Genomic DNA, 21,786 nt, shown 5'->3' on the forward strand with positions numbered 1-21,786 from the left:
TTCTAATTGGTTATGATTGTTTGATTTTTCAGATAATACAGATAGGGCATTCTTTTCTAAACGACATTTGACAATTGGCAGTGAAAGAACTAGTTGTTCTTATGCTACTGTATCTATTCTTAAAAATCAAGAAGAACTGAATGTGTCAAACGGAAGAAAACATGGACAAAAAATGGTAGAGCAAAAAATTATTAAGAAAAACAACCAGTTTATATAAAACATTTAAATAACAAAAATGATAATTTGAGTCTATTGATTTTTTAGCTTAAATAGCTTATACAAATAGGATTTTTTGTCTGGTTAGTTCTTATGAAAAAAATTAAAAAAAACGGTATAGTGGAAGAAGGAATAGTAAAAATAAGAAAGGATAAGGACGTGTTTTCATAAAGATGAAAAGGGTTTCTGGGATTTCATCAACTTTTTCTATTTGGAGGAGAAGTTGTTGATAATTTTTGCTGAAAAATCTCGTTATACTCTTCTTATTCTTATAGAAGAGTCTATAGGAAAAAGCAGAAAATGAATCCGCATTCGAAGTAAGAGTGCGTTTTGAGGAGATAAAAAGAAAAGGTGTGTTGGCTGTCTGTTTTAGCAAGGAAGAAAGACAACAGAAGAGCACTCACTTATTTGGTTTAAAATAAAAAATTGGTACGAAGTGAACGTTCTCTTCTATGTGTCGTTAGTAGAGGAAGGATGAAAGAAATGAGAAAGAATGGTCCAATGGTAAACCGTTGGCTCTACGGGTTGATGTGTTTGTTACTTGTTCTAAATTATGGCACACCACTCATGGCTTTGGCGGAAGATGTTAACAGCGATGGCCAGTTAACGTTAGGAGAAGTGAAGCAAACCAGCCAACAAGAAATGACCTTAGCGCTTCAAGGAAAAGCACAACCAGTAACACAAGAGGTTGTAGTGCATTACAGTGCCAATGTGTCAATCAAAGCTGCACATTGGGCAGCGCCCAATAATACGCGCAAGATTCAAGTGGATGACCAGAAGAAACAGATTCAAATTGAATTGAATCAGCAAGCGTTAGCAGATACGTTAGTCTTAACGTTGAACCCTACAGCTACAGAAGATGTGACGTTTTCTTATGGACAACAGCAACGAGCGTTGACGTTAAATACTGGTACTGATCCGACAGAATCAACGGCAATCACGAGTTCGCCAGCCGCATCAGCGAATGAAGGTTCAACAGAAGAAGCATCTACAAACTCCTCTGTTTCTCGTTCGTCCGAAGAAACTGTCGCCAGCACGACAAAAGCGATAGAAAGTAAAACAACCGAGTCTACGACTGTCAAACCGCGCGTAGCAGGACCAACAGATATCAGTGACTATTTTACAGGTGATGAAACAACGATTATCGATAATTTTGAAGATCCGATTTATTTAAATCCTGATGGCACACCAGCAACACCGCCGTATAAAGAAGATGTGACCATTCATTGGAACTTTAACTGGTCGATTCCAGAAGATGTGCGGGAACAAATGAAAGCAGGCGATTACTTCGAGTTTCAATTACCTGGCAATTTGAAACCTAATAAACCAGGTTCAGGTGATTTAGTTGATGCAGAAGGCAATGTCTATGGAACCTACACAATTAGTGAAGATGGTACGGTTCGTTTTACCTTTAATGAGCGAATCACGTCTGAAAGTGACATTCACGGGGACTTTTCTTTAGATACTCATTTGAATGATTCAGATGGGCGGGGCCCAGGAGATTGGGTGATTGATATTCCTACACAAGAAGATTTGCCGCCTGTAGTGATTCCAATTGTCCCAGATACCGAACAACAAATTGATAAACAAGGCCATTTTGATCGAACGCCCAATCCTAGTGCGATTACTTGGACGGTAGATATCAATCAAGCGATGAAAGATCAAACAAATCCAACTGTGACGGAAACATGGCCAACAGGGAATACCTTTAAGTCCGTGAAAGTCTATGAGTTAGTGATGAATCTTGATGGAACAATTAAAGAAGTGGGTCGCGAACTTAGTCCAGATGAATATACCGTTGATAAAAATGGCAATGTGACGATTAAAGGTGACACCAACAAAGCGTATCGTCTTGAGTACCAAACGACGATTGACGAGGCGGTTATTCCAGATGGCGGCGGCGATGTGCCTTTTAAAAATCACGCGACGTTAACAAGTGATAATAATCCAAATGGGTTAGATGCTGAAGCAACTGTTACCGCCACATATGGCAAAATGTTAGACAAGCGCAATATAGATTACGACGAAGCCAATCAAGAATTCACTTGGGAAATTAACTACAACTATGGTGAACAAACCATTCCAAAAGACCAAGCAGTCATTACAGACACAATGGGCGATAATTTAACGTTTGAACCAGATTCTTTACATTTATATTCAGTGACATTTGATGACAAAGGAAATGAAGTCGTTGGAGCAGAACTTGTGGAAGGAAAAGATTACAAAGTGGTAATCAACGGAGACGGTTCCTTTGCAATTGACTTTTTACATGATGTGAATGGCGCAGTCAAGATTGATTATAAAACCAAAGTTGATGGAATTGTCGAAGGCGATGTTGCCGTGAATAATCGTGTGGATGTTGGTACTGGTCAGCATTCAGAAGGTGATGGCACAGCCAGTCAACAAAATATTATTAAAAACACTGGTGCAGTTGATTATCAAAATTCGACGATTGGTTGGACGTTAGCTGTGAATCAAAATAATTATTTGATGGAAAATGCCGTGATTACGGATATGTACGAACCAGTTCCTGGCTTAACTATGGTACCCAATTCGTTGGTTGTCAAAGATACAACCACTGGTGCTCAGTTGACGTTAGGCAAGGATTTCATGGTAGAAATAACTCGTAATGCAGAAGGTGAAACAGGCTTTAAGTTAAGTTTCATGGGGGCGTATGCCAAAACAAGTGATGCCTTTTACGTAACCTATAATACCTTTTTCGATGTTACCGAGTTAGATGCTAACAATCCTGCATTGGACCATTACCGAAATACCGCTGCCATTGATTGGATGGATGAAGCAGGAAACAATCATCATTCAGAAGATAGTAAACCGTTTAAACCTTTACCTGCTTTTGATTTAAATGCGCAAAAAAGCGGTGTTTACAATGCCGTCACCAAAGAAATCACTTGGACGCTTGCGGTTAATTTAAGTAATAATCGTTTAGTCGATGCCTTTTTGACGGATCCAATTTTAACCAATCAAACCTATTTGGCTGGGAGCTTGAAAGTCTATGAAGGCAATACAAAGCCAGATGGTTCGGTTGAAAAAGTGAAACCAACGCAACCGTTGACGGATATCACAATGGAAGAACCAAGCGAGAAAAACCAAAATACTTGGCGTGTTGATTTTCCTAATGATAGTCGTACGTATGTGATTGAATTTAAGACGTCTGTTGATGAAAAAGTTATCGAAGGTTCGGCTAGTTATGACAATACCGCATCTTATACAAACCAAGGTTCTTCACGTGATGTGACAGGAAAAGTTTCCATTCAACATGGTGGCGAATCAGTGAAAAAAGGTGGCGAATACCACAAAGATGATCCAGATCATGTGTACTGGCATGTAATGATCAATGGCGCCCAATCGGTTTTAGACGATGTGGTTATTACTGATACACCCTCACCAAACCAAGTGTTAGATCCCGAGTCATTGGTGATTTACGGTACCAACGTAACAGAAGACGGAACTATTACGCCAGATAAATCTGTTATTTTAGAAGAAGGAAAAGATTACACACTGGAAGTTACCACCGATAATGAAACAGGACAACAAAAAATTGTCGTTAAAATGGCCCATATTGAAGCACCTTATTATATGGAATATCGTAGTTTAGTGACTTCTTCAGCGGCAGGGAGTACAGACACGGTATCCAACCAAGTGTCAATTACTGGAAATGGTTCAGAAGTCGTTCATGGGGATGACAATGGCGATGTGGTCGTTGACATTGATCACAGTGGCGGGCATGCCACAGGGACTAAAGGCAAAATTCAGCTGAAGAAAACAGCCATGGATGGGACGACTATTTTAGCAGGCGCCCATTTCCAAATTTGGGACCAAGCCAAAACACAAGTCCTACGTGAAGGTACAGTAGACGCTACTGGGGTTATCACATTTGGTGGGTTGCCGCAAGGGCAATACATTTTGGTGGAGACGAAAGCACCAGAAGGCTATACAGTTTCGGATGAATTAGCTAAAGGTCAAGTCATCACTATTGATGAAGAAACTTCAGCAGATGGTGCACAACCAACTATTATTAAAAACGATGTCAATAAAGTAATTTTAGAAAAAACAGATGAGAAGGGCAAAAAATTAGTCAATGCACGCTTTAAATTAGAGCATGCCGTAACCACGCCGTTTACTCATTGGGAAGAAGTTCCCCTTGCGCCGGATCGAACCAACGCAAATGGCCAGTTAGAGGTGGATAGTTTAAAACCAGGGCTTTATCAGTTCACAGAAATCGAAGCACCGACAGGCTATCTTTTAGACACGACACCCAAACGGTTCATTGTGACACAAAACACGAGCGGACAAATTCGTGATGTTCATGTTAAAATGCTTAATTACCAAGGTTCTGCTGAACTAATTAAAAAAGACCAAGCAGGCAATCCATTAGCAGGTGCTGAATTTTCAGTCCTTGATACCACAGGACAAGCGGTTCGAGAACACGTAGTTTCGGATGCAAACGGAAAAGTCACAGTGACGGATTTAGCCCCAGGCAAATATCAATTTGTGGAAACCAAAGCGCCAGCAGGGTACCTTTTAAACACTGAACCAAGTGCTTTCACGATTGCAGCAAGCGATCGGGGCAAACCAGCAACAGTTATAGCAACGGCTAACTTTGTTAACTATCAAGGCACGGCTAAATTAATCAAAAAAGATGTGAATGGACACTTATTAAATGGTGCGACATTTAAAGTGCTTGACGCGAAGGGACAAACGATTCAAACAGGCTTGACGACAAATAGTCAAGGGGAAATTGTTGCAGAGCACTTAGCTCCAGGTAAATATCGCTTTGTAGAAACCAAAGCGCCAACAGGCTATTTATTAAATACCACGCCAGTCCCATTTGAAATTGCTGAGAAAAATGCTGGTAAACCAGCGGTCGTTGTTGCTAGTGACAACTTTGTGAATTACAAAGGGGCTTTCCAAATCGTGAAAACGAATAGCGCAGACCAACCATTAGCAGGTGCTGTTTTTGAACTATATGATCACAATAAACAATCATTAGGGATTACAGCAACGAGTGGCAAAGATGGCAAAATTATCTTTAGAGACTTGGCGCCAGGTACCTATTATTATAAAGAAATCAAAGCACCAAAATTACCAGATGGCGCAGATTATATTATTTATCCTGAATTAGTAAAAGTAGAAATTCGTGGTGATTTCAAAGGTGATCCGGAGATCTTCCAATTAGGCGCCTTCGCCAATTTCAAAGGACGTGCCGTCTTTAAGAAAATTGATGCCAATGCGAACCCACTTCCAGGAACGATTTTTAAATTGTATCGAATCGAAAACGGGGAAAAAATCTTTGAAAGAGAAGTAACTGCTGAAAAAGATGGTTCATTGGCTATGGAGGATTTAGGCGCTGGTAGTTATGAATTAGATGAACTGGATGCAACGGATGGCTATATCGTCAATAAACAACCCATTTATTTTGTAGTGAAAAAGAATTCAAATGATAAACAACCACTAGATGAGTTAGAATTTGTAAATTATCAAGCGGAAGTAACGGGACGTAAAGTCAACGAGCAAGGTCAAACCTTAGCGGGTGCAGTTTTTGCAATTTACAACGCCGATAATCAGAATCAGCCACAAGGTTCACCAATAACATTCTTGAATCGTGCAGGAGAGAAAGTTTCTGAAATAACAACGGATAAGACTGGCGAAATTTACGCTAAAGGGCTGAATGAAGGGCATTACGTTTTAGTGGAAACGAAAGCACCAACAGGTTATCTGTTAGACACAACGCCACATCCATTTGATGTAACCGCCCAATTAGGAAAAGAGCAGCCAATTGCTTTAGGCGATCTTATCAATTATCAAGGAACTGCTCAATTAACCAAAGAAAACGAAACAGGTGAAGCATTGGCAGGTGCGGTGTTTAAGGTCATTGATGAAACAGGGCAAACCGTGGCTGGACAAACCAATCTGATGTCTGACAAGCAAGGCAAAGTCATTGCGAAAAACTTAGCACCGGGAACGTATCGTTTTGTGGAGACACAAGCGCCAACAGGCTATCTTCTTAATGAAACGCCAAGCGCAAGCTTTACGATTGCGAAAGACAACCAAGGCAAACCAGCCACTGTGGTACTTAAAGCACCTTTTATTAATTACCAAGGTGCTGCCAAGCTGGTGAAAATTGACCAGCAAAAGAATGCCTTAGCAGGTGCTGAATTTAAAGTGACAGATGCAGAGACAGGGCAAACTGTCGCTCGTTCATTACGTTCTGACAACCAAGGGTTAGTTCAAGTGAACCACTTACAACCAGGAAAATATACCTTTGTGGAAACAAAAGCACCGGATGGTTACCAACTGTCTAAGCAAGCAGTCGCATTCACTATTGCGGCAACAGCGAAAGACAAACCTGAACTCGTGGATGCGGGCACGTTTGTTAACGAGAAACAACCTGTATCCAAAAAAACAAAACCAAATCAGCCAACAACGAAACAAGCAGCTAGAGAGACAGGTTGGCTTGGTTTACCGAAAACCAACACACAAGTCAATTACTTCTTTGTCTTTATCGGCCTCCTGTTGGTCGGTTTGGCAAGTTGGCTCTTCTATAAAAAGAGCAAGAAATAAGCAAAAACTATAAAAAAACAGGCCATCCATCCTTTCGACGGATGGCCTGTTTTTTCATCTTAAGCTAATCAACTGAACAAAAGTAGCTCCTTCTTATTGACATTCTCAGGTAAGCCTTCATCTCAGTTTACCCTTTGAACAGAACTTACTGGGTTCTTGGAGATAACCGCTTGTGCCTCAGCCTTTGTTTTTCGATGCTATCTTTAGGTATTTTGGCTAAAATATTGTACACTTTACATGTGCAAGAAATTTAGTTAGAGATATGAGGATAGAATGATGAAAAAGATGATGGTTTTATACAACGAAACTTCAGGAAGTAGTGAAAGTAAAGAGATTGCAGAACGCTTTAAAAAAGCTGCAGAAGCGAAAGGGGAAGCGGTTATTTTGCAACCTTCCAATCCAGACATTGATCCTGAAGAAATGCGGAAAAATGCCAAAGAAAATCAAGTGGGTGTCTTGGTCGTCATTGGTGGTGACGGGACCATTCATCATGCCGTTCAAAATTTTAAAGACACCATTCGTGACTATCAAATAGGGATTATTCCAGGTGGAACAGTCAATAATTTTGCACGTGTGTTAAGTATTCCTTTGAAAGAAGAAGACGCCTTTGAGACTATTTTGGCAGGACAGACCACGCCAGTTGACTTTGGAATGGTAAATCAAGATGTGATGATTTCGACCTTAACGATTGGACTATTGGCGGACACAGCAGCAAATGTGACCCAACAGGAGAAACAAAAATATGGTCCTTTAGCCTTTACAAAGCAATTTTTCCGCTTATTAATGAAAAAGAAAAAATACAAACTAAAAATTGATGGCGATGAAAGACGTTGGCATGGCAAAGCCCAATTATTAACGATGACTATGACGAATTCTGCTGGCGGCTTTACCAATTTTGATGCCAATGCCACGCCAGATGACGGCGAAGTCCACATTATCATTTTACCTAAGTTAGTTTTTTACAAGTTTGTCTATTATTTACCTAAAATTATCAGAGGACAATTAAATGAAATTCCTGGTGTCGTGTATTTCTCTGGAAGTCAATTTAAAATTAGTGGCGAAAAAGACAAGAAAGTCCAAACACGAACAGATGGCGACCCTACTGATAATTTACCGATTAAAGTAACGGTGGAAGCTGGGGGACTCAACGTGTTTGTTCCTGAAACGTCCACATCTACGAAAGAATAAAAGAAACAACTGTTATTTTTTTCGTGGAATAGATTTCTCATTTTGTGTACAATAGAACAGAAGAGAGGCAGTTGAGTGAACAGTGAAATGGGATGAATATGTTGATATATTCGATACAGATGTCGTTTCTAAAATTATTATTTTAAGAAACTTGCCAATTAATGAAGGCTGGATTTACATCAATGAGTTAGCAGAAGAATTACAATTAAACAAAAAATCAGTCAAAAAATACGTAGAGCTTCTAAAAGATGACATTACGTATTATGCTGTGGATAATGATGCTTCTTTGGCTTTTGAAAAGGGGCATGGCTATCGCTTGAAATTGGCGTCTAGCCAAGCGTTCCAGAAACTTTATACAGCAATTTTTCGGGATAGTTTAACTTATCAAGTAATGGAAGATTTATTCTGGGGTCGATTTAATGGGATTGTGCCAGCGACAGCAAAATATCATACCAGTGATGCCACGATTCGGCGCTTGCTTAAAGGGTTTACAGAAATTTTAGCGCCATTGGGGTTAGTGATTAATAAAAGCACCTGGAAAATTGAAGGCAATGAAGCGTATTTGCGCCATTTTGCTTACACTATTTTTATGGACTTAATCCGTGATACTTGGCCTTTTGACTATATACAAGAAACGGAAGTCGCACAAACCGTTCAAAAAATGATGGCTTTTTTCAACGTAGAAGTTGCGGAAACGGTGATACGCCGAGTTAAATATATGGTCGCTATCTCAAAAGTCCGTAGTGCGCAAGGCGCCGAATATCGACTTTCAGCCGAGCAAGAAACTTATTTAGAAGGTAATAAACATTACCAAGCCTTTATAGAAGAGATGACAGCTACAACCCTTTTCCTTAACAAAAACGATTTAACTTTTGTGTACTTTTTCTTGTTAGCCAATGACCAATTTTATCAAGACGAAGCCACTGCACAAGCAATTTTAGCGCATTTTGATGAGACTGAAGCACCTGTTTACATGTTGACTCATTTAGTCCAACATTTCTTATTAGAAGAAATACACATGACGCCGCAATTGGAGAAAATTCGTCCGCAAATTTTTTATTATTTGTTTGCTACACATTTATTTGCCGAACTTTACTATGTCCAAAATGTGAAAATGTACAATGTCTTTTGGAATAAAGTTAAAGAAAAATATCCAGTTCTTTTAGAAGAATTAAGCCAAGGCTTAAATCAACTTTACGAACAAACAGGCAATGAATTATTTACAAATAAAGAATTTTTGGCTTTGCGTTATTCTAGTGTTTTGGCGCTGTCTAATGATTTAATTCATCGTGAACAAAAAATTGTTTTAGGGTTAAAATCAGGCTTGCCAGTACTGGAAGAAGAACGGGTGAAACTTTCGATTGAAAATAATTTTCGTCGGTTTTATGCATTGGAAGTCTTACGATACAGTGAAGCAAGCAAAGAAGAATGGCAAAATATTGATTTACTATTAGTGACTTCTTTGGCAGATGTAGAAACGGGCCATCCAGAGATCTTTTTACTTTCAAGTGAGTTAACGTTTGAGCAATATAATCGTTTGAACCAAAAAATAGTAAAAATTAACGAGAAAAGAACCACGTCACTTTAATAAAAAATCAAAAAAATGGGCTTTTTTGAGGTATATGTCCGATAAATTGTAAAAAAATTTTTCTAAAAAGTAAAAAAAGACAAGAAGAAAACGTCAATAAGTAGGTAATCAACACCTACTTATTGACGTTTTCTCGTTGTTTTTTAATAAATACTGCGTCAATTCTTCTGAAAATTATGTCAAAAAGGTACTTTTTTTGCTTTTTTTATCGTAAATAATAGATGATTAGCTATTGATAGTAAAGGAACTACTACTTTTTTTAACAGGCAGTTAAAAAATATTGAGGGTTCTCACAAGAATTTTTCTATATAATAGAAAGAGCAAGGGAAGGAAGGCGGGATAGAATGAAAAAACGGATGGAACAAATTGAAGAAATCTTAAGTTGTGAAGAAAATAGTGCCGGTGTTCGATTAAAGGAATTGGTTGAGGCCTTAGAATTAGAAGTCACAAATCAAAACTTGTTAAAGGTAACAAGTATCTTACATATGAATCCAAAATTTAAAAAAATTTATGCATACGAAGACAGTCGTGTTATTACGCTGTATCAACTTTTACAAAATAAGCCGTTGGAAGTAACGGAATGAAAAGAGGAAAACACATGAAGAAAACAATACTTATTCTTCTATTTGGTTTATTGACGGTGGTTGGTCTACCAATGGTGACTGAAGCGGCTGAACCAGTTGATGCAACAGATGCAACAATTTTTGGTGCGCAAGCGATGGTACCTAATAGCACAGAGGATCAAACAGATAAGTTACAGACATTACTGAGTCAGACAGCAAAGGAAGGACGGGCATTATTTTTACCACAGGGAAGTTATGCTCTGTCAAAAGATATTGCGATTTCTTCAAATTATCAATTAATTGGCGATACAACAGGAGCCACTATTTTACATAATGCTACAGGTACACCGATTCAACTAACAGACACAACGTACGGGACGAAAACCAATGTACGACTTCAAAATATTGCTTTTGACGGCATCAATGTGACCTTAAAATTGACGAATCAATTAACGCTAGCAAACAATATCTTTTATAATCCATTAAAAGGATTCGTGGTCAATTTAAATGCAGATATTGGCGTTAAAATTTCAGGTAATATTTTCATGCGAGACACAGCACATATGCAGCCAGGGATTGATTTTAACCGAGCGATTTACATTGGTGGTTATTCAACACCAAGTCGCTTCCAGTATATGTCAGATGTAGACATCGTGGACAATTTATTTGGGTTAAAAGTGACGGAATTAGATGCGATTAAAAGCACCAGTCGTTCAGACTTAGCAGCAACTATTACACGTTTACAAACAGCCATTGAAGCAGGTGCTATTTCAGTACCTAATGAACAAAATTATCTATCCACCGGGGTTAATTCTTTTAATATGTTGAAGGATGTAACTGTCCAACATAATTTTTTCTATTCACCCTATGACAATGAAAACTTAAACGGCTTAGGTGGCGATCATGCGATTTATTTCCGTGGTGCCCAAAATATCACGGTGGTGGGGAATCACTTACGTGGACTACAAAATGGTCCAGCTGGCGGATTTAAGTTTAAATCAGGCCGTAATATTACGATTATGAATAATTATTTGCGAAATACAGGCCTCATTATGTATGGAACACCAGAGATTGGTTTGGCAGAAACGCAAGCAGAGGGTGCTATTTCAGAATTATCCAACTGGCTAGTGGCTAATAACATTTTTGATTGGAAGTATTGGAACAATCAATATGCAATTGGAATGGAATACAATCGACATACAGGAAATAACAATGTGTTCAATGGCGTATTTATCAACAATCAGTTTGTTAACTACCATAATATTCCGCAAAACCGACGTCGGGAATTGTTAATCGCTAGTGGCGGTGGTTTCCGACCAGAAACGAGTTTTGTGAAAGACAATACTCGAGATGATGGCCTTAAAAACGGCCAATTATTGGTAGAAAATTGGACAGAGGCGGACTATCGCTTAATGCCAGCAACATGGGAATCATTAATTTCACCAACGCTTTATGAGCAATATAAAAATACGCCAATTCCGGTTAGAAATACTTTAGCAACCCCTGTGGCTACAACGATTGTGCAAGGACAATCAATCGATCCGCAGCAACTGGTTGCTAATACAAATGACGCGGATGAAGCAGTCCCAGCCGCTAAAATCGTCAATCCAGAGGTCTTAAATGAAATCGGCCAACAAAAAGTGACTGTTCAATTAACTTATGAAACAGGGTCATTGGTAACAGTGAACGTACCGGTGACGGTAGAGGCCCCTGCAAAAAAGCTTGATTTGTCCCAGCTACAAACCGTTTATGCTTCGATTGGTGAAGCAAACCAATATACAGTTTACTCTTGGCAGCTATTCACTGCCATTGGGCCTAAAACAATTGTTCCTTCCTATTATCAGCAGGCGACACAATTGTTAGCAGAAGGTCAGGAGAGTCAGGACAAAACCCAAGAGCAAGTGGATCAGTTAACAAGTAATTTGCAATCTGCAATGAAAGTATTAGTCAAAAAAGCCGATATCACGCTAGAGCGTACAGAAGCAGAAAATGAACTGGCAAGCGTTCATAAATTAGACGAATCTGTATATACCACAGACTCTTGGCAAGCCATGCAAGAAGCCTTAATAGATACAACAACTGGCGAAGGAAGCTCTAAGCAGTTACAACAACTGCTTGCTTGGTCAGATGAAGAATTATTAGAGCCAATACTTGGTGGCTTTAAAACGCCTGCAGATGCACAAAAGCGTATTAACCAATTAACACAAACCATAAAAACGGCGTTACTTCTGTTAGTTGAAAAATCAACAGAGACAACTAGTAACACAAGCGAAAGCAGCACCTCAAGCACAACCAGTGAAACCAGTAATACAAGCGAAAGCAGCACCTCAAGTACAACAAGTGAAACAAGCAATACAAATGAAAGCAATACACCAAGTACAACCAGTAAAACCAGTAATACAAGCGAAAGTAGCACCTCAAGCACGACAAGTGAAACAAGCAATACAAATGAAAGCAACACACCAAGTACAACTAGCGAAACCAGTAATACCAGCGAAAGTAGTACCTCAAGCACGACAAGTGAAAGCAGTAGTACCAGCGAAAGCAGCACCTCAAGCACGACAAGTGAAACCAGTAATACCAGCGAAAGCAGCACGCCAAGTACAACTAGCGAAACCAGTAATACCAGCGAAAGCAGCACCTCAAGTACGACAAGTGAGAGCAGTAATACTAGCGAAAGTAGTACCTCAAGCACGCCAAGTGAAACAAGCAATACGAATGAAAGCAACACACCAAGTACAACCAGTAAAACAAGTAGTACCAGCGAAAGCAGTGCTTTAAGTACGACCAGCGCAACCAACAGTACAAGTGAGAGTAGCACCCCAAGCCCTGTAAACGAAAACAGTCAAAGCAAAGGCCAGAATTCTGTCATTTACGTGGTAGAGTCTAATCAAGATCCTAATGACGCTCAAAGTAATTCAAAGCCCTCTGCCAAGGCTAGTAAAACAAAGGAATCAGTAGCAGAAAACCAAGCAACTAAACAGATACAGACGAATCAAGAATCGTCAGGAACAGTCAAAAAAGCGGATAATACGACCAAAATTGCCAAGAAAAAATTCCCCAAAACAGGGGAACAATCTTCAGCAGTTGGGAGCTTCCTAGGCCTGAGCTTTTTATCGTTAGCCATAGCAACCTATTGTTTTAAAGTGAAAAGATAACTCTTTAAAAACGGATAAGTAAACATCCTGAAACAAGAAATAGGACTTGTTTCAGGATGTTTTCATATAAAATTAAAAGAACTACAGTTTTTAGTGAAAAAATACACAAAAGTACTTGAAATTCTGTGATATAAGGGTAAAGTAAAGGAGGACAAAAAACAAAGGAAGTGAAATGTTTGTATACACCAGATGAAATTTTAAGTATTAGTATTGAAAATGGTCAGAAAAAAATTCAAAAGCCTTTGGTAGCAAAACTCATTTTAGGATTTATCGGCGGGGCTATGATTTCCCTCGGCTATTTGGCTTATGTGCGTGTTTCCGCCTCTATTCCAGCAGATTTAGCCAGTGTTCAAGCTTTAGTGGGAGCTGCGGTTTTCCCAATTGGTCTAATTGTTATTTTAATGGCTGGTGGTGAGTTAATCACAGGAAATATGATGGCGGTGAGTACGGCTTGGTTTGCTAAAAAGGTCTCTTTCAGAGAATTACTCGTGAACTGGGTCACAATTACATTGGCAAATATGGTTGGCGCCCTATTTGTTGCCTATTTTTTTGGCCATTATTTAGGTTTAACCAGTAGCGGTGCCTATTTAAATCAGGTTCTTTCTCTTGCAGAACATAAAGTTGCAGCAACTTGGCTTCAAGCAATTATTTCAGGTATTGGCTGTAACTGGTTCGTAGGTCTGGCCTTATGGCTTTGTTATGGTGCGAAAGATGCAGCGGGGAAACTATTAGGCATCTGGTTTCCAGTAATGATTTTTGTTGCAATTGGCTTTCAGCATAGTGTGGCGAATGCATTCATCATTCCAGCCGCAATTTTTGAAGGCGGCGTTCAGTGGGGAGACTTTTTCCGTAATTTTATTTTTGTTTATTTAGGTAATATCATTGGTGGTGCCATTTTTGTTTCTGGCTTTTATTATTTAAGCTATCGCAAACATTAAATCCATTTAGCAGATAAAAACCTACACAAAGGCTAAATGCCTTTGTGCAGGTTTTTTCTTTTTAAACAAAAAGGAAAACGGTTGAAAAATTATTGCTAGATTTTTAAAACAATGTTACATTAATGTTACAAAAAGATTTCTGGAGGTAACGAAAAATGAAAAAAATTGCTTTGTTCAGTATGTTAACGTTCAGTGTATTGTCTTTAAGTCTAGCAGGATGTGGAAACAAAAAAACAGCAAGCACAAATGATTCTAAGCCAAAGCAAGAAACAAAGAAAGCCACGCAGAAATCCTCTAGTCAACAAGAAATGAAAAGTAGTCATTCGTCTGTCACGGGTCAAAATTCTAATGTGACAGGGGAAAATCCGTCAGAAAATGCCACGCAGCCTTCTGCAGGAACTGATGAAACGAATGAAGTCCCTCAAAACCAAGCACCTGATACAAACATTACAATTACCAATGTTGTTTTCAATCCTGAAAGAAATGAAATTAATGGTACTACATTACCTAATGCAACCATTACAGCAACGGTAGTCGGTGATGCTTCTACACAAGCAGGTGTTTTTTATGCGGATGCCAATGGCAATTTTACAGTAATTAGTCCCAGAGCGGGAGCGACTACTCAATTAATCGCAACCGTTGATCAACGGAATAGTGCACCTGTCCAAATTGATATTCCAAGTTCAGGACAAGAAGCAGCGCTTTCTTTTAGCAATATTACGATTGATCCGAAACAAGGGACAATTTCTGGTAAAACAGCACCGAATGCAACTATTTTAGTGTCACGTGCAGATGATGCGCGGGTGATTTTAGCAAGTTTTACTGCGGATGCCCAAGGGAATTTCACAGCCAGTAATTTAGTTCCCAGCACAAAAAATCGCTTAGATGTTACGTTAAATGGAGAAATAGGGACACCTTACTTGTTTGATTTACCAAATTAAAATAGAAGAGAAGTGATCAAAGCCACCAACGCTAGTTAGCGTTGGTGGCTTTGATGTTTTAAGCTTCTTCTTTTTTATGATTGCGGATATGTAAATAGATGGTATTTTTTGAAATACCTAATCGATCGGCAATCTTTATGACAGAATCTTTGAGATTAAAAATTCCTTGATCATATAAACGAATAACAATTTCTTTATTTTGATTCAAATGTGATACATTTGGATCGCTTTCTACTGCTTGTTTTACTTTTGTCAGTGAAGTAGTGATTAATTCGTCAATATTGTCAGAAAAATGTTCAGAATTTTTAAGCTCTTGGGACATATCATTTTGTTGTCCTGAAGGTAATAAGTCTTGCAAGTAATCAATTAATGGCATTTCTAAATGCATATTGATACAGATCAATCCAATAATACGATCATTTTCACCGATAATTGGAATGGTGGAAGATTTTAAAATAACCCCTTTTTGATTTTTATTGTAGTAGGGTTTCACAGCGTAATCATGTTCCGACTCTACTTGACTTAACATTTTTAACGCCATATCAGTAATGGGGGCACCTTCCTTGCGGTTACTGAAATGGCCATTGATGACTTTGATAGCTGAACTTTCCAAATTTTCTAAACTATGAAGAATGACTTCATGGGTACTACCAAAGAAGTTCCCTAATCCATCAAGCATTAAGGCATGTGAATGTAAGATTTGTTTATCTACTTCACTTAAACGTAAATATGACTCCAAGTGATATCCTCCCCTACACTGAAATTAATTTTAGTGTAATACTTTTTTAATGGAAAAGCAATAAGATTCTTTACGTTAAAAAAATACATTGACTAAACTTTTGTTTAGTCGTATACTCTGAATGTGGAATGAAATTTTTGTTACTCATTGTACTTTAGTTCATCGGAATGCTCGTTCATTCTTTCACTTGTTGAGCAATAAAAATTTTATTCAGGAGTACCATCCGTTATAAAAAAATATAGTTGGAGGCAAAGAAATGAAAACGTTATCAGGAATCTTGATGTTAGTCTTAGTTTTATGTGGCATGTCCCTATTCTCTTTTAAAGCACCGCGAGGGAAAAAATCTTTAAGTGCTTTGTCTGGTGCAGCTTGTGCCACCTTTCTACCAGAGGCGTTTTTGCGGTATGCAGTAGGCGGCGTTTTTCATTTAGATTATGTGTCGCAAATTGGTGAAACTATGGGTAGTCTAGGTGGTTTAGCAGCTGGAGCTCTTGTGCCGCTTGCTTTCGGGATTAGTCCAGTTTTTTCAATTATTTTAGGTCTGTCATTGATTAAAGTCAGCTTGTTACCAGCTTTTATTACCGCGTATCTTTTATCTTTTGTTGTTGAGCAGATGCAAAAACGTATTCCAGAAGGGATTGACTTATTAGTCGTTATTTTAGTCATTCCAGTCGCTGCTTCGTTAGTTGCTGGTTTTATTCAACCCGTTGTATTAGGTGTCCTAGAAGTTATTGGGGGCACGATTTTAAGTGCAGTAGATGGCAATCCATATGTGATGGGCGCAATTTTAGGTGCTATTATCCCGATTGTTGGTATGACACCGTTAAGTTCAATGGTTTTAACTGCCTTGATTGGTTTGACTGGTGTACCAATGGCTGTCGGTGCGTTGACTTGTTACGGCAGTTCCATTGTCAATGCGGCGCTATTTAAAAAGTTAAAACTAGGCACAGCTTCAACCCCGTTAGCTGTGGCAATTGAGCCATTAACACAAGTCGATATCATCAGCTCCAATCCAATACCTATTTACGCAACGAATTTATTTTCAGGAATGGTTAGTGGTATTGTAGTGACTTTCTTTGGCTTAAAAGTACCTGTGACAGGAATGGCAACACCGTGGGCTGGTTTACTTGTGACATTAGGTAACAATGCCATTCAAACGACTTTACTAGCAGTAGCGATTATCACAGTGGTCAGTCTGATGTTTGGATTTTTAGGTGCGCTGGTCTTTAAACGTTACAGAATTGAAGCGGTGGATAATACACCAGAATTTGAAGGAACGACGGAAGTAACCAGTGAAAAAGAAGCAGTAAAAACCAAAGGAGGAGTTACGTATGAACACAGCTATGGCCATCAATAAACCTAAAAAAGTGAACAAAGTAATGAACTACAAAAGTTGTTTTGACATTATTGGTCCTATTATGATTGGTCCTTCTAGTTCGCATACAGCTGGGGCCTTAGCAATTGGCTTAGCGGCAAGAAAGTTATTCGGCGGAACACCAGAAAAAATTGTGATTAAATACTATGAATCTTTTGCAGACACGCATAAAGGACATGGGACTGATTTTGCAATTATTGGCGGAATTCTTGGACTAGCAGCAGATGATGCCAACGTAACACAATCCATTGAACTTGCGGAAGAACAAGGAATTGAGATTCAATTTTTAGAAATGAGTGAAGAAAGTCCAGTGAAGCATGCTAATACAGCATGTGTGACACTCAGTGATGCAACGCACGAAATTCATTTAACAGGAATTTCTGTAGGTGGCGGCACTATCGAGGTGAAATACATTGAATTAGACGGTTTCAATGTCCAACTACATGGTCCTTTACCTATTTTGTTAGTCATTAATCAAGAAGAGCAGGCGATGCAAGCTTTTAAAGATACGTTACAAAAAAATAATATTCAAGTGAATGCGGTGTCTCGTTATGTGGAAGGGGATCAAATTTTATTCATCTTTGACTTAGATTCGGCACCAATTTCCTCGGTGAAAGAACAACTGTTTTCACTAGATGACACATCGAAAATAATCTTATTATGATAGGAGTTTGACATATGTACCTTTCGATTGAAGAATTTATCGATAAAGCTGAAAAAACAGGAAAAAAAATCTCTGATTTGATGATTGAGCAAGAAATGGAGCGTAGCCAAAAAAGCTATGAAGAAATTTGGACACAGATGGGTCAAAATTTGGATGTCATGGATGCTGCTGTCAAACGCTCGCAAGAAGGAGCAGGCGTTTTTTCTCCTACTGGGTTAACGGGCGGTGATGCGGCTCGTTTAAAAAAATACCGCGCAGCTGGCAAAACGTTATCAGGTGATTTAATGATGTCTGCAGTTCAAGCCGCACTAGGTACTAATGAAGTCAATGCAGCAATGGGCGTTGTTTGCGCAACGCCAACCGCTGGTGCAAGTGGCACCTTACCAGGGGTTTTAACAGCGATTAAAAATACCTTGAATTTAACGCGTGATCAACAAATTCGTTTCTTGTTTACCAGTTCTTTATTTGGAATGGTCACAGCCAACAATGCGATGATTGCTGGTGCTGTTGGTGGATGTCAAGCCGAAGTAGGCAGTGCTTCAGCGATGGCCGCCGCTGCAGCTGTTGAAGCGGCTGGCGGAACACCACGCCAATCTTCTGAAGCTTTTGCTATGGCTTTAGGGAATTTATTAGGTTTAGTTTGTGACCCAGTGGCTGGGTTAGTCGAAATTCCTTGTGTCAAACGAAATACAGTAGGTGCAGGCAATGCGTTAATCGCTGCAGATATGGCTTTAGCTGGAATTGTAAATAAAATACCAGCAGATGAAGTGGTGGAAGCCATGAATAAAGTCGGCCGTCAATTACCACGAGAATTGAGAGAAACGGGTTTAGGTGGCTTAGCTGGCACAGCGACTGGCCAACGAATGAAGAATGAAATTTTTGAAAAAGTAAAATTCACCATTGTTTAAAATTTAATCATGAAGAGGGAAATAAGATGCTGGATATGAAAAAAATTCGCCAAAATGTAGAAGTGGTACAGAAAAAGTTAAAAACACGTGGTGTGGACGAGGAAGTTTTATTACGCTTTTTGGCTTTAGATGAAGAACGAAGAGCGTTACTTGTTAAAGTTGAAGAACTGAAAAAACACCGTAATCAGGTATCAGGAGAAATTGCACAATTAAAGCGTGCACAAAAAGATGCTTCACAACAGTTGCTAAATATGCAAGAAGTTAGCGAGCAAATTAAAGTTTTAGACCAAGAAGTTGTTCATTTGCAAGAACAATGCACAGCAATTGCAGAACGTCTGCCTAACTTACCTCATGAGAGCGTGCCTGTTGGCGCAGACGAAGCCGCCAACGTAGAAGTTCGGCGGTGGAGTACGCCGAAAACTTTTTCATTTGAACCGAAACCACATTGGGAAATCGGTGAAGCCTTAGGAATTTTAGATTTTGAAAGAGGCGCGAAAGTATCTGGTAGCCGTTTTCTTTATTACAAAGGCTTAGGGGCTCGTTTAGAACGAGCGGTCTATAATTTTATGTTAGATCAACATGTTAATGAACATGGTTATACCGAGGTGATTCCTCCTTATTTGGTCAATAGCAAAGCAATGTTTGGCACCGGTCAGTTTCCTAAGTTCAAAGAAGATGTCTTCCAAGTTGCAGAAAGTGATTTGACGCTGATCCCCACAGCGGAAGTCCCGTTAACTAACTACTATAATAATGAAATTTTAGAGGCGCAAGAGTTACCGATTTATTTTACTGCTTTAAGTCCTTCTTTTCGCTCGGAAGCGGGTAGCGCAGGCCGTGATACCCGAGGATTAATTCGTTTACACCAGTTCCATAAAGTAGAAATGGTTAAATTTAGTGATGCAGAACACTCCTATGAAGAATTAGAAAAAATGACCAATAATGCTGGAGACATTTTAGAAAAATTGGGCCTCCCTTATCGAGTGATTATTCTTTCGACAGGTGACATGGGCTTCTCGGCAGCGAAAACCTATGATTTAGAAGTTTGGATTCCGGCACAGAAAACGTATCGAGAAATTAGTTCTTGTTCAAACTGTGAAGACTTCCAAGCACGTCGGGCGTTGATTCGTTATCGTGATAAAACGGGTCATGTTCAATATGCCCACACTCTTAATGGGTCAGGGCTTGCTGTTGGTCGAACAGTGGCTGCCATTTTGGAAAATTATCAAAATGAAGATGGCACCGTAACGATTCCAGAAGTTCTACGTCCTTATATGGGCGGTTTAACGAAAATAGATTAAAAAAGAAGGTTGATGTTGTGACATCAACCTTCTTTTTTAATTCGTTAAATCCGTTAACCAATGCCCAATTTCTTGAAAAACTGTAGCTTTTTCCGTTTCTAATAAAATTTCATGACGCAATGTGGGAAATAGTCGTAACGTCACGTGTTGAAAACCTGCATGCTTTAATTGCTTTTGAATTTTCGCTGGCCCCTTGCTGAAATCACCAACTGGGTCTTCAGCGCCACTAATGATTAAAATAGGCAATTCTTTTGGGATCGCTTGGTACCAATTCCTTTGATTTGCTCGTTTAACAAGCGAAAAAAGGGTAGCAAAACCATTATTGGTAAATACGAAGCCCATTAATGGGTCATTTTCATAGTCAGCCACATTGGCTTGATTTTTAGAAAGCCAATTAAAGGAACTTGCTTCAGGAAATTTTTTGCTAAAAGAACCAAATGCCAGCTTGTCAATGAACGGAGCTGGTTTTTTCGGCTGTTTCTCGGCCATTTTTTTAATAAAAGGCAATGCGGCGGTTAAAGGTAACGGACTTGTTCCAGTACCCATGAAAATGACTCCTTGCATAGTCACAGGATAGTCTTGCAGATAGTTGCGCAAGGCGAAAGACCCCATGCTGTGACCCATCATAAAATAGGGCAATTGTGGATAGCGATTCACAGCCCATTGTTTCACTTGATGAATATCTGTAACGACATTTTCAGGCCCTTGTTCTCCAAAAAAACCATAGATTGGTGCGCTTGGTTGTACAGATTCGCCATGACCTAGATGATCATGACCAATTACGGCAAACCCTAATTGATTTAAAAAACGAGCAAATTCATCATAACGTTGGATATGCTCTGCCATGCCGTGAATCAATTGAACTACGGCTTTGGGTGAAGGGCAGGGCCAATGACGTACATTGAGCTGAGTTTGTTGATCGTTTGAAGTGAGTATGAATTGTTCAGTCATAAGAAACCCTTTCTTTGCTTTTTGATTATTATACAAAAAAAAGACGGTGTTCAAAAGAAAAACTCATGAGAAAACGCCTCAGCTTTCACTGAGACGCCTTTTTTTATTTATCTTTAATAAAAATAGCAATGATGTCAAAAAATAGTCGATTTTACTAAGTGATGAATTATGGGTGGTACAAATACTGCTGGAAATAGTTGTTAACTTCAAGGGCATCTTCTTTATTTTTTGAAAGAATTAAGATGGTATCATCCCCAGCGATGCAGCCCAAGATATGAGGGTTGTGGATACGTATGCGATCAATTAAAACCCCAATGGCTTGCCCGTTGCCAGGTAAGACGGTTAAAAGATTTGTGAACTCTATTTGTGTTAAAGAAACACCAGTTTCAATAATAATGTCAACAAGACGTTCTTCATCTGTTTTATATTTTGGACGAAGGGCAGAATTATTCAAGATACGATAATAGGCTTCTCCTTGACCATTGTCTACTTTGTTTAAATTCAGCTCACGAATGTCACGAGAAATAGTTGCTTGTGTGGTGTGAATATTTTCTTTTTCCAATAATGCTAGTAATTCACTTTGTGTATGGATTTCATTTTCTGTGACCAATCGCTTAATCATCGTTTGGCGTTTTAATCGGTTCATTACTTTCCTCCAGTTCAGTTAATCATGCAAA

Annotated in this window: 14 protein-coding genes; 11 read left to right on the forward strand and 3 right to left on the reverse strand. The window is 39.0% G+C overall.

The window, feature by feature from the left end:
• Nucleotides 1-699: 699 nt before the first annotated feature.
• From fss1 to IGI63_RS10085, 7 genes are all read left to right on the forward strand, one after another.
• The gene (gene fss1, locus IGI63_RS10055) at nt 700-6,798 is read left to right on the forward strand and encodes a fibrinogen-binding MSCRAMM adhesin Fss1 (RefSeq protein WP_429975746.1); all 6,099 of its coding nucleotides are present in this window, start codon (nt 700-702) and stop codon (nt 6,796-6,798) included.
• Between the two features lie 273 nt (nt 6,799-7,071).
• Nucleotides 7,072-7,986, forward strand: a complete 915-nt coding sequence (locus IGI63_RS10060) for a diacylglycerol/lipid kinase family protein (RefSeq protein WP_010818113.1) — start codon at nt 7,072-7,074, stop codon at nt 7,984-7,986.
• Nucleotides 7,987-8,068: 82 nt separating this feature from the next.
• Nucleotides 8,069-9,574: a helix-turn-helix domain-containing protein gene (locus tag IGI63_RS10065; protein WP_429975747.1), complete on the forward strand. Its 1,506-nt coding sequence runs from the start codon at nt 8,069-8,071 to the stop codon at nt 9,572-9,574.
• Nucleotides 9,575-9,918: 344 nt separating this feature from the next.
• On the forward strand, nt 9,919-10,158 hold the full coding sequence (locus IGI63_RS10070; protein ID WP_002356115.1) for a hypothetical protein: 240 nt from the start codon (nt 9,919-9,921) through the stop codon (nt 10,156-10,158).
• Entirely contained in the window at nt 10,155-13,295 is a 3,141-nt protein-coding gene (locus IGI63_RS10075; protein WP_429975748.1) for a glycosyl hydrolase family 28-related protein, read from the forward strand. The genes IGI63_RS10070 and IGI63_RS10075 overlap by 4 nt, the downstream gene beginning before the upstream one ends.
• A gap of 176 nt (nt 13,296-13,471) precedes the next feature.
• Nucleotides 13,472-14,233 carry a formate/nitrite transporter family protein gene (locus IGI63_RS10080; RefSeq protein WP_002389593.1) on the forward strand — a complete coding sequence of 254 codons (762 nt, stop codon included), beginning with the start codon at nt 13,472-13,474 and terminating at the stop codon, nt 14,231-14,233.
• A gap of 155 nt (nt 14,234-14,388) precedes the next feature.
• Nucleotides 14,389-15,174, forward strand: a complete 786-nt coding sequence (locus tag IGI63_RS10085) for a hypothetical protein (RefSeq protein ID WP_429975749.1) — start codon at nt 14,389-14,391, stop codon at nt 15,172-15,174.
• Between the two features lie 58 nt (nt 15,175-15,232).
• Here the strand turns inward: IGI63_RS10085 and IGI63_RS10090 are convergent, their stop codons facing one another.
• A complete protein-coding gene (locus tag IGI63_RS10090; protein WP_429975994.1) occupies nt 15,233-15,853 on the reverse strand; it encodes a helix-turn-helix transcriptional regulator in 621 nt (206 codons plus the stop codon).
• Nucleotides 15,854-16,169: 316 nt separating this feature from the next.
• On the opposite strand from IGI63_RS10090, the gene IGI63_RS10095 reads away from it, so the two are divergent.
• The 4 genes from IGI63_RS10095 to serS are packed head-to-tail and all read left to right on the forward strand — an operon-like array spanning nt 16,170 to nt 20,158.
• Nucleotides 16,170-17,270, forward strand: coding sequence for a PTS sugar transporter subunit IIC (locus IGI63_RS10095; RefSeq protein ID WP_002386389.1), 1,101 nt, complete (start codon nt 16,170-16,172; stop codon nt 17,268-17,270).
• Nucleotides 17,257-17,952 carry an L-serine ammonia-lyase, iron-sulfur-dependent subunit beta gene (gene sdaAB / locus IGI63_RS10100; RefSeq protein WP_002392236.1) on the forward strand — a complete coding sequence of 232 codons (696 nt, stop codon included), beginning with the start codon at nt 17,257-17,259 and terminating at the stop codon, nt 17,950-17,952. The genes IGI63_RS10095 and sdaAB overlap by 14 nt, the downstream gene beginning before the upstream one ends.
• A gap of 14 nt (nt 17,953-17,966) precedes the next feature.
• Entirely contained in the window at nt 17,967-18,860 is an 894-nt protein-coding gene (gene sdaAA, locus IGI63_RS10105; RefSeq protein WP_002356122.1) for an L-serine ammonia-lyase, iron-sulfur-dependent, subunit alpha, read from the forward strand.
• 26 nt (nt 18,861-18,886) lie between these two features.
• Complete coding sequence (serS, locus tag IGI63_RS10110) at nt 18,887-20,158, forward strand: serine--tRNA ligase (RefSeq protein ID WP_172759355.1); 1,272 nt, start codon at nt 18,887-18,889, stop codon at nt 20,156-20,158.
• Nucleotides 20,159-20,194: 36 nt separating this feature from the next.
• On the opposite strand, the gene IGI63_RS10115 is transcribed toward serS, so the two are convergent.
• Nucleotides 20,195-21,145 carry an alpha/beta hydrolase gene (locus tag IGI63_RS10115; protein WP_002396728.1) on the reverse strand — a complete coding sequence of 317 codons (951 nt, stop codon included), beginning with the start codon at nt 21,143-21,145 and terminating at the stop codon, nt 20,195-20,197.
• Nucleotides 21,146-21,275: 130 nt separating this feature from the next.
• Nucleotides 21,276-21,755 carry an arginine repressor gene (locus IGI63_RS10120; protein WP_002356125.1) on the reverse strand — a complete coding sequence of 160 codons (480 nt, stop codon included), beginning with the start codon at nt 21,753-21,755 and terminating at the stop codon, nt 21,276-21,278.
• Between the last annotated feature and the right edge of the window lie 31 nt (nt 21,756-21,786).

The organism is Enterococcus sp. DIV0086, from assembly GCF_050498705.1.
GTDB lineage: Bacteria > Bacillota > Bacilli > Lactobacillales > Enterococcaceae > Enterococcus > Enterococcus faecalis.

Bases quoted from the DNA above. Each gene is read 5' to 3' on its own strand.
- fss1 (WP_429975746.1), top strand. From the start codon at position 700: ATGAGAAAGAATGGTCCAATGGTAAACCGTTGGCTCTACGGGTTGATG.
- IGI63_RS10060 (WP_010818113.1), top strand. From the start codon at position 7,072: ATGATGAAAAAGATGATGGTTTTATACAACGAAACTTCAGGAAGTAGT.
- IGI63_RS10070 (WP_002356115.1), top strand. From the start codon at position 9,919: ATGAAAAAACGGATGGAACAAATTGAAGAAATCTTAAGTTGTGAAGAA.
- IGI63_RS10075 (WP_429975748.1), top strand. From the start codon at position 10,155: ATGAAAAGAGGAAAACACATGAAGAAAACAATACTTATTCTTCTATTT.
- IGI63_RS10085 (WP_429975749.1), top strand. From the start codon at position 14,389: ATGAAAAAAATTGCTTTGTTCAGTATGTTAACGTTCAGTGTATTGTCT.
- IGI63_RS10090 (WP_429975994.1), bottom strand. From the start codon at position 15,853: ATGCTTGATGGATTAGGGAACTTCTTTGGTAGTACCCATGAAGTCATT.
- IGI63_RS10095 (WP_002386389.1), top strand. From the start codon at position 16,170: ATGAAAACGTTATCAGGAATCTTGATGTTAGTCTTAGTTTTATGTGGC.
- sdaAB (WP_002392236.1), top strand. From the start codon at position 17,257: ATGGCCATCAATAAACCTAAAAAAGTGAACAAAGTAATGAACTACAAA.
- sdaAA (WP_002356122.1), top strand. From the start codon at position 17,967: ATGTACCTTTCGATTGAAGAATTTATCGATAAAGCTGAAAAAACAGGA.
- serS (WP_172759355.1), top strand. From the start codon at position 18,887: ATGCTGGATATGAAAAAAATTCGCCAAAATGTAGAAGTGGTACAGAAA.
- IGI63_RS10120 (WP_002356125.1), bottom strand. From the start codon at position 21,755: ATGAACCGATTAAAACGCCAAACGATGATTAAGCGATTGGTCACAGAA.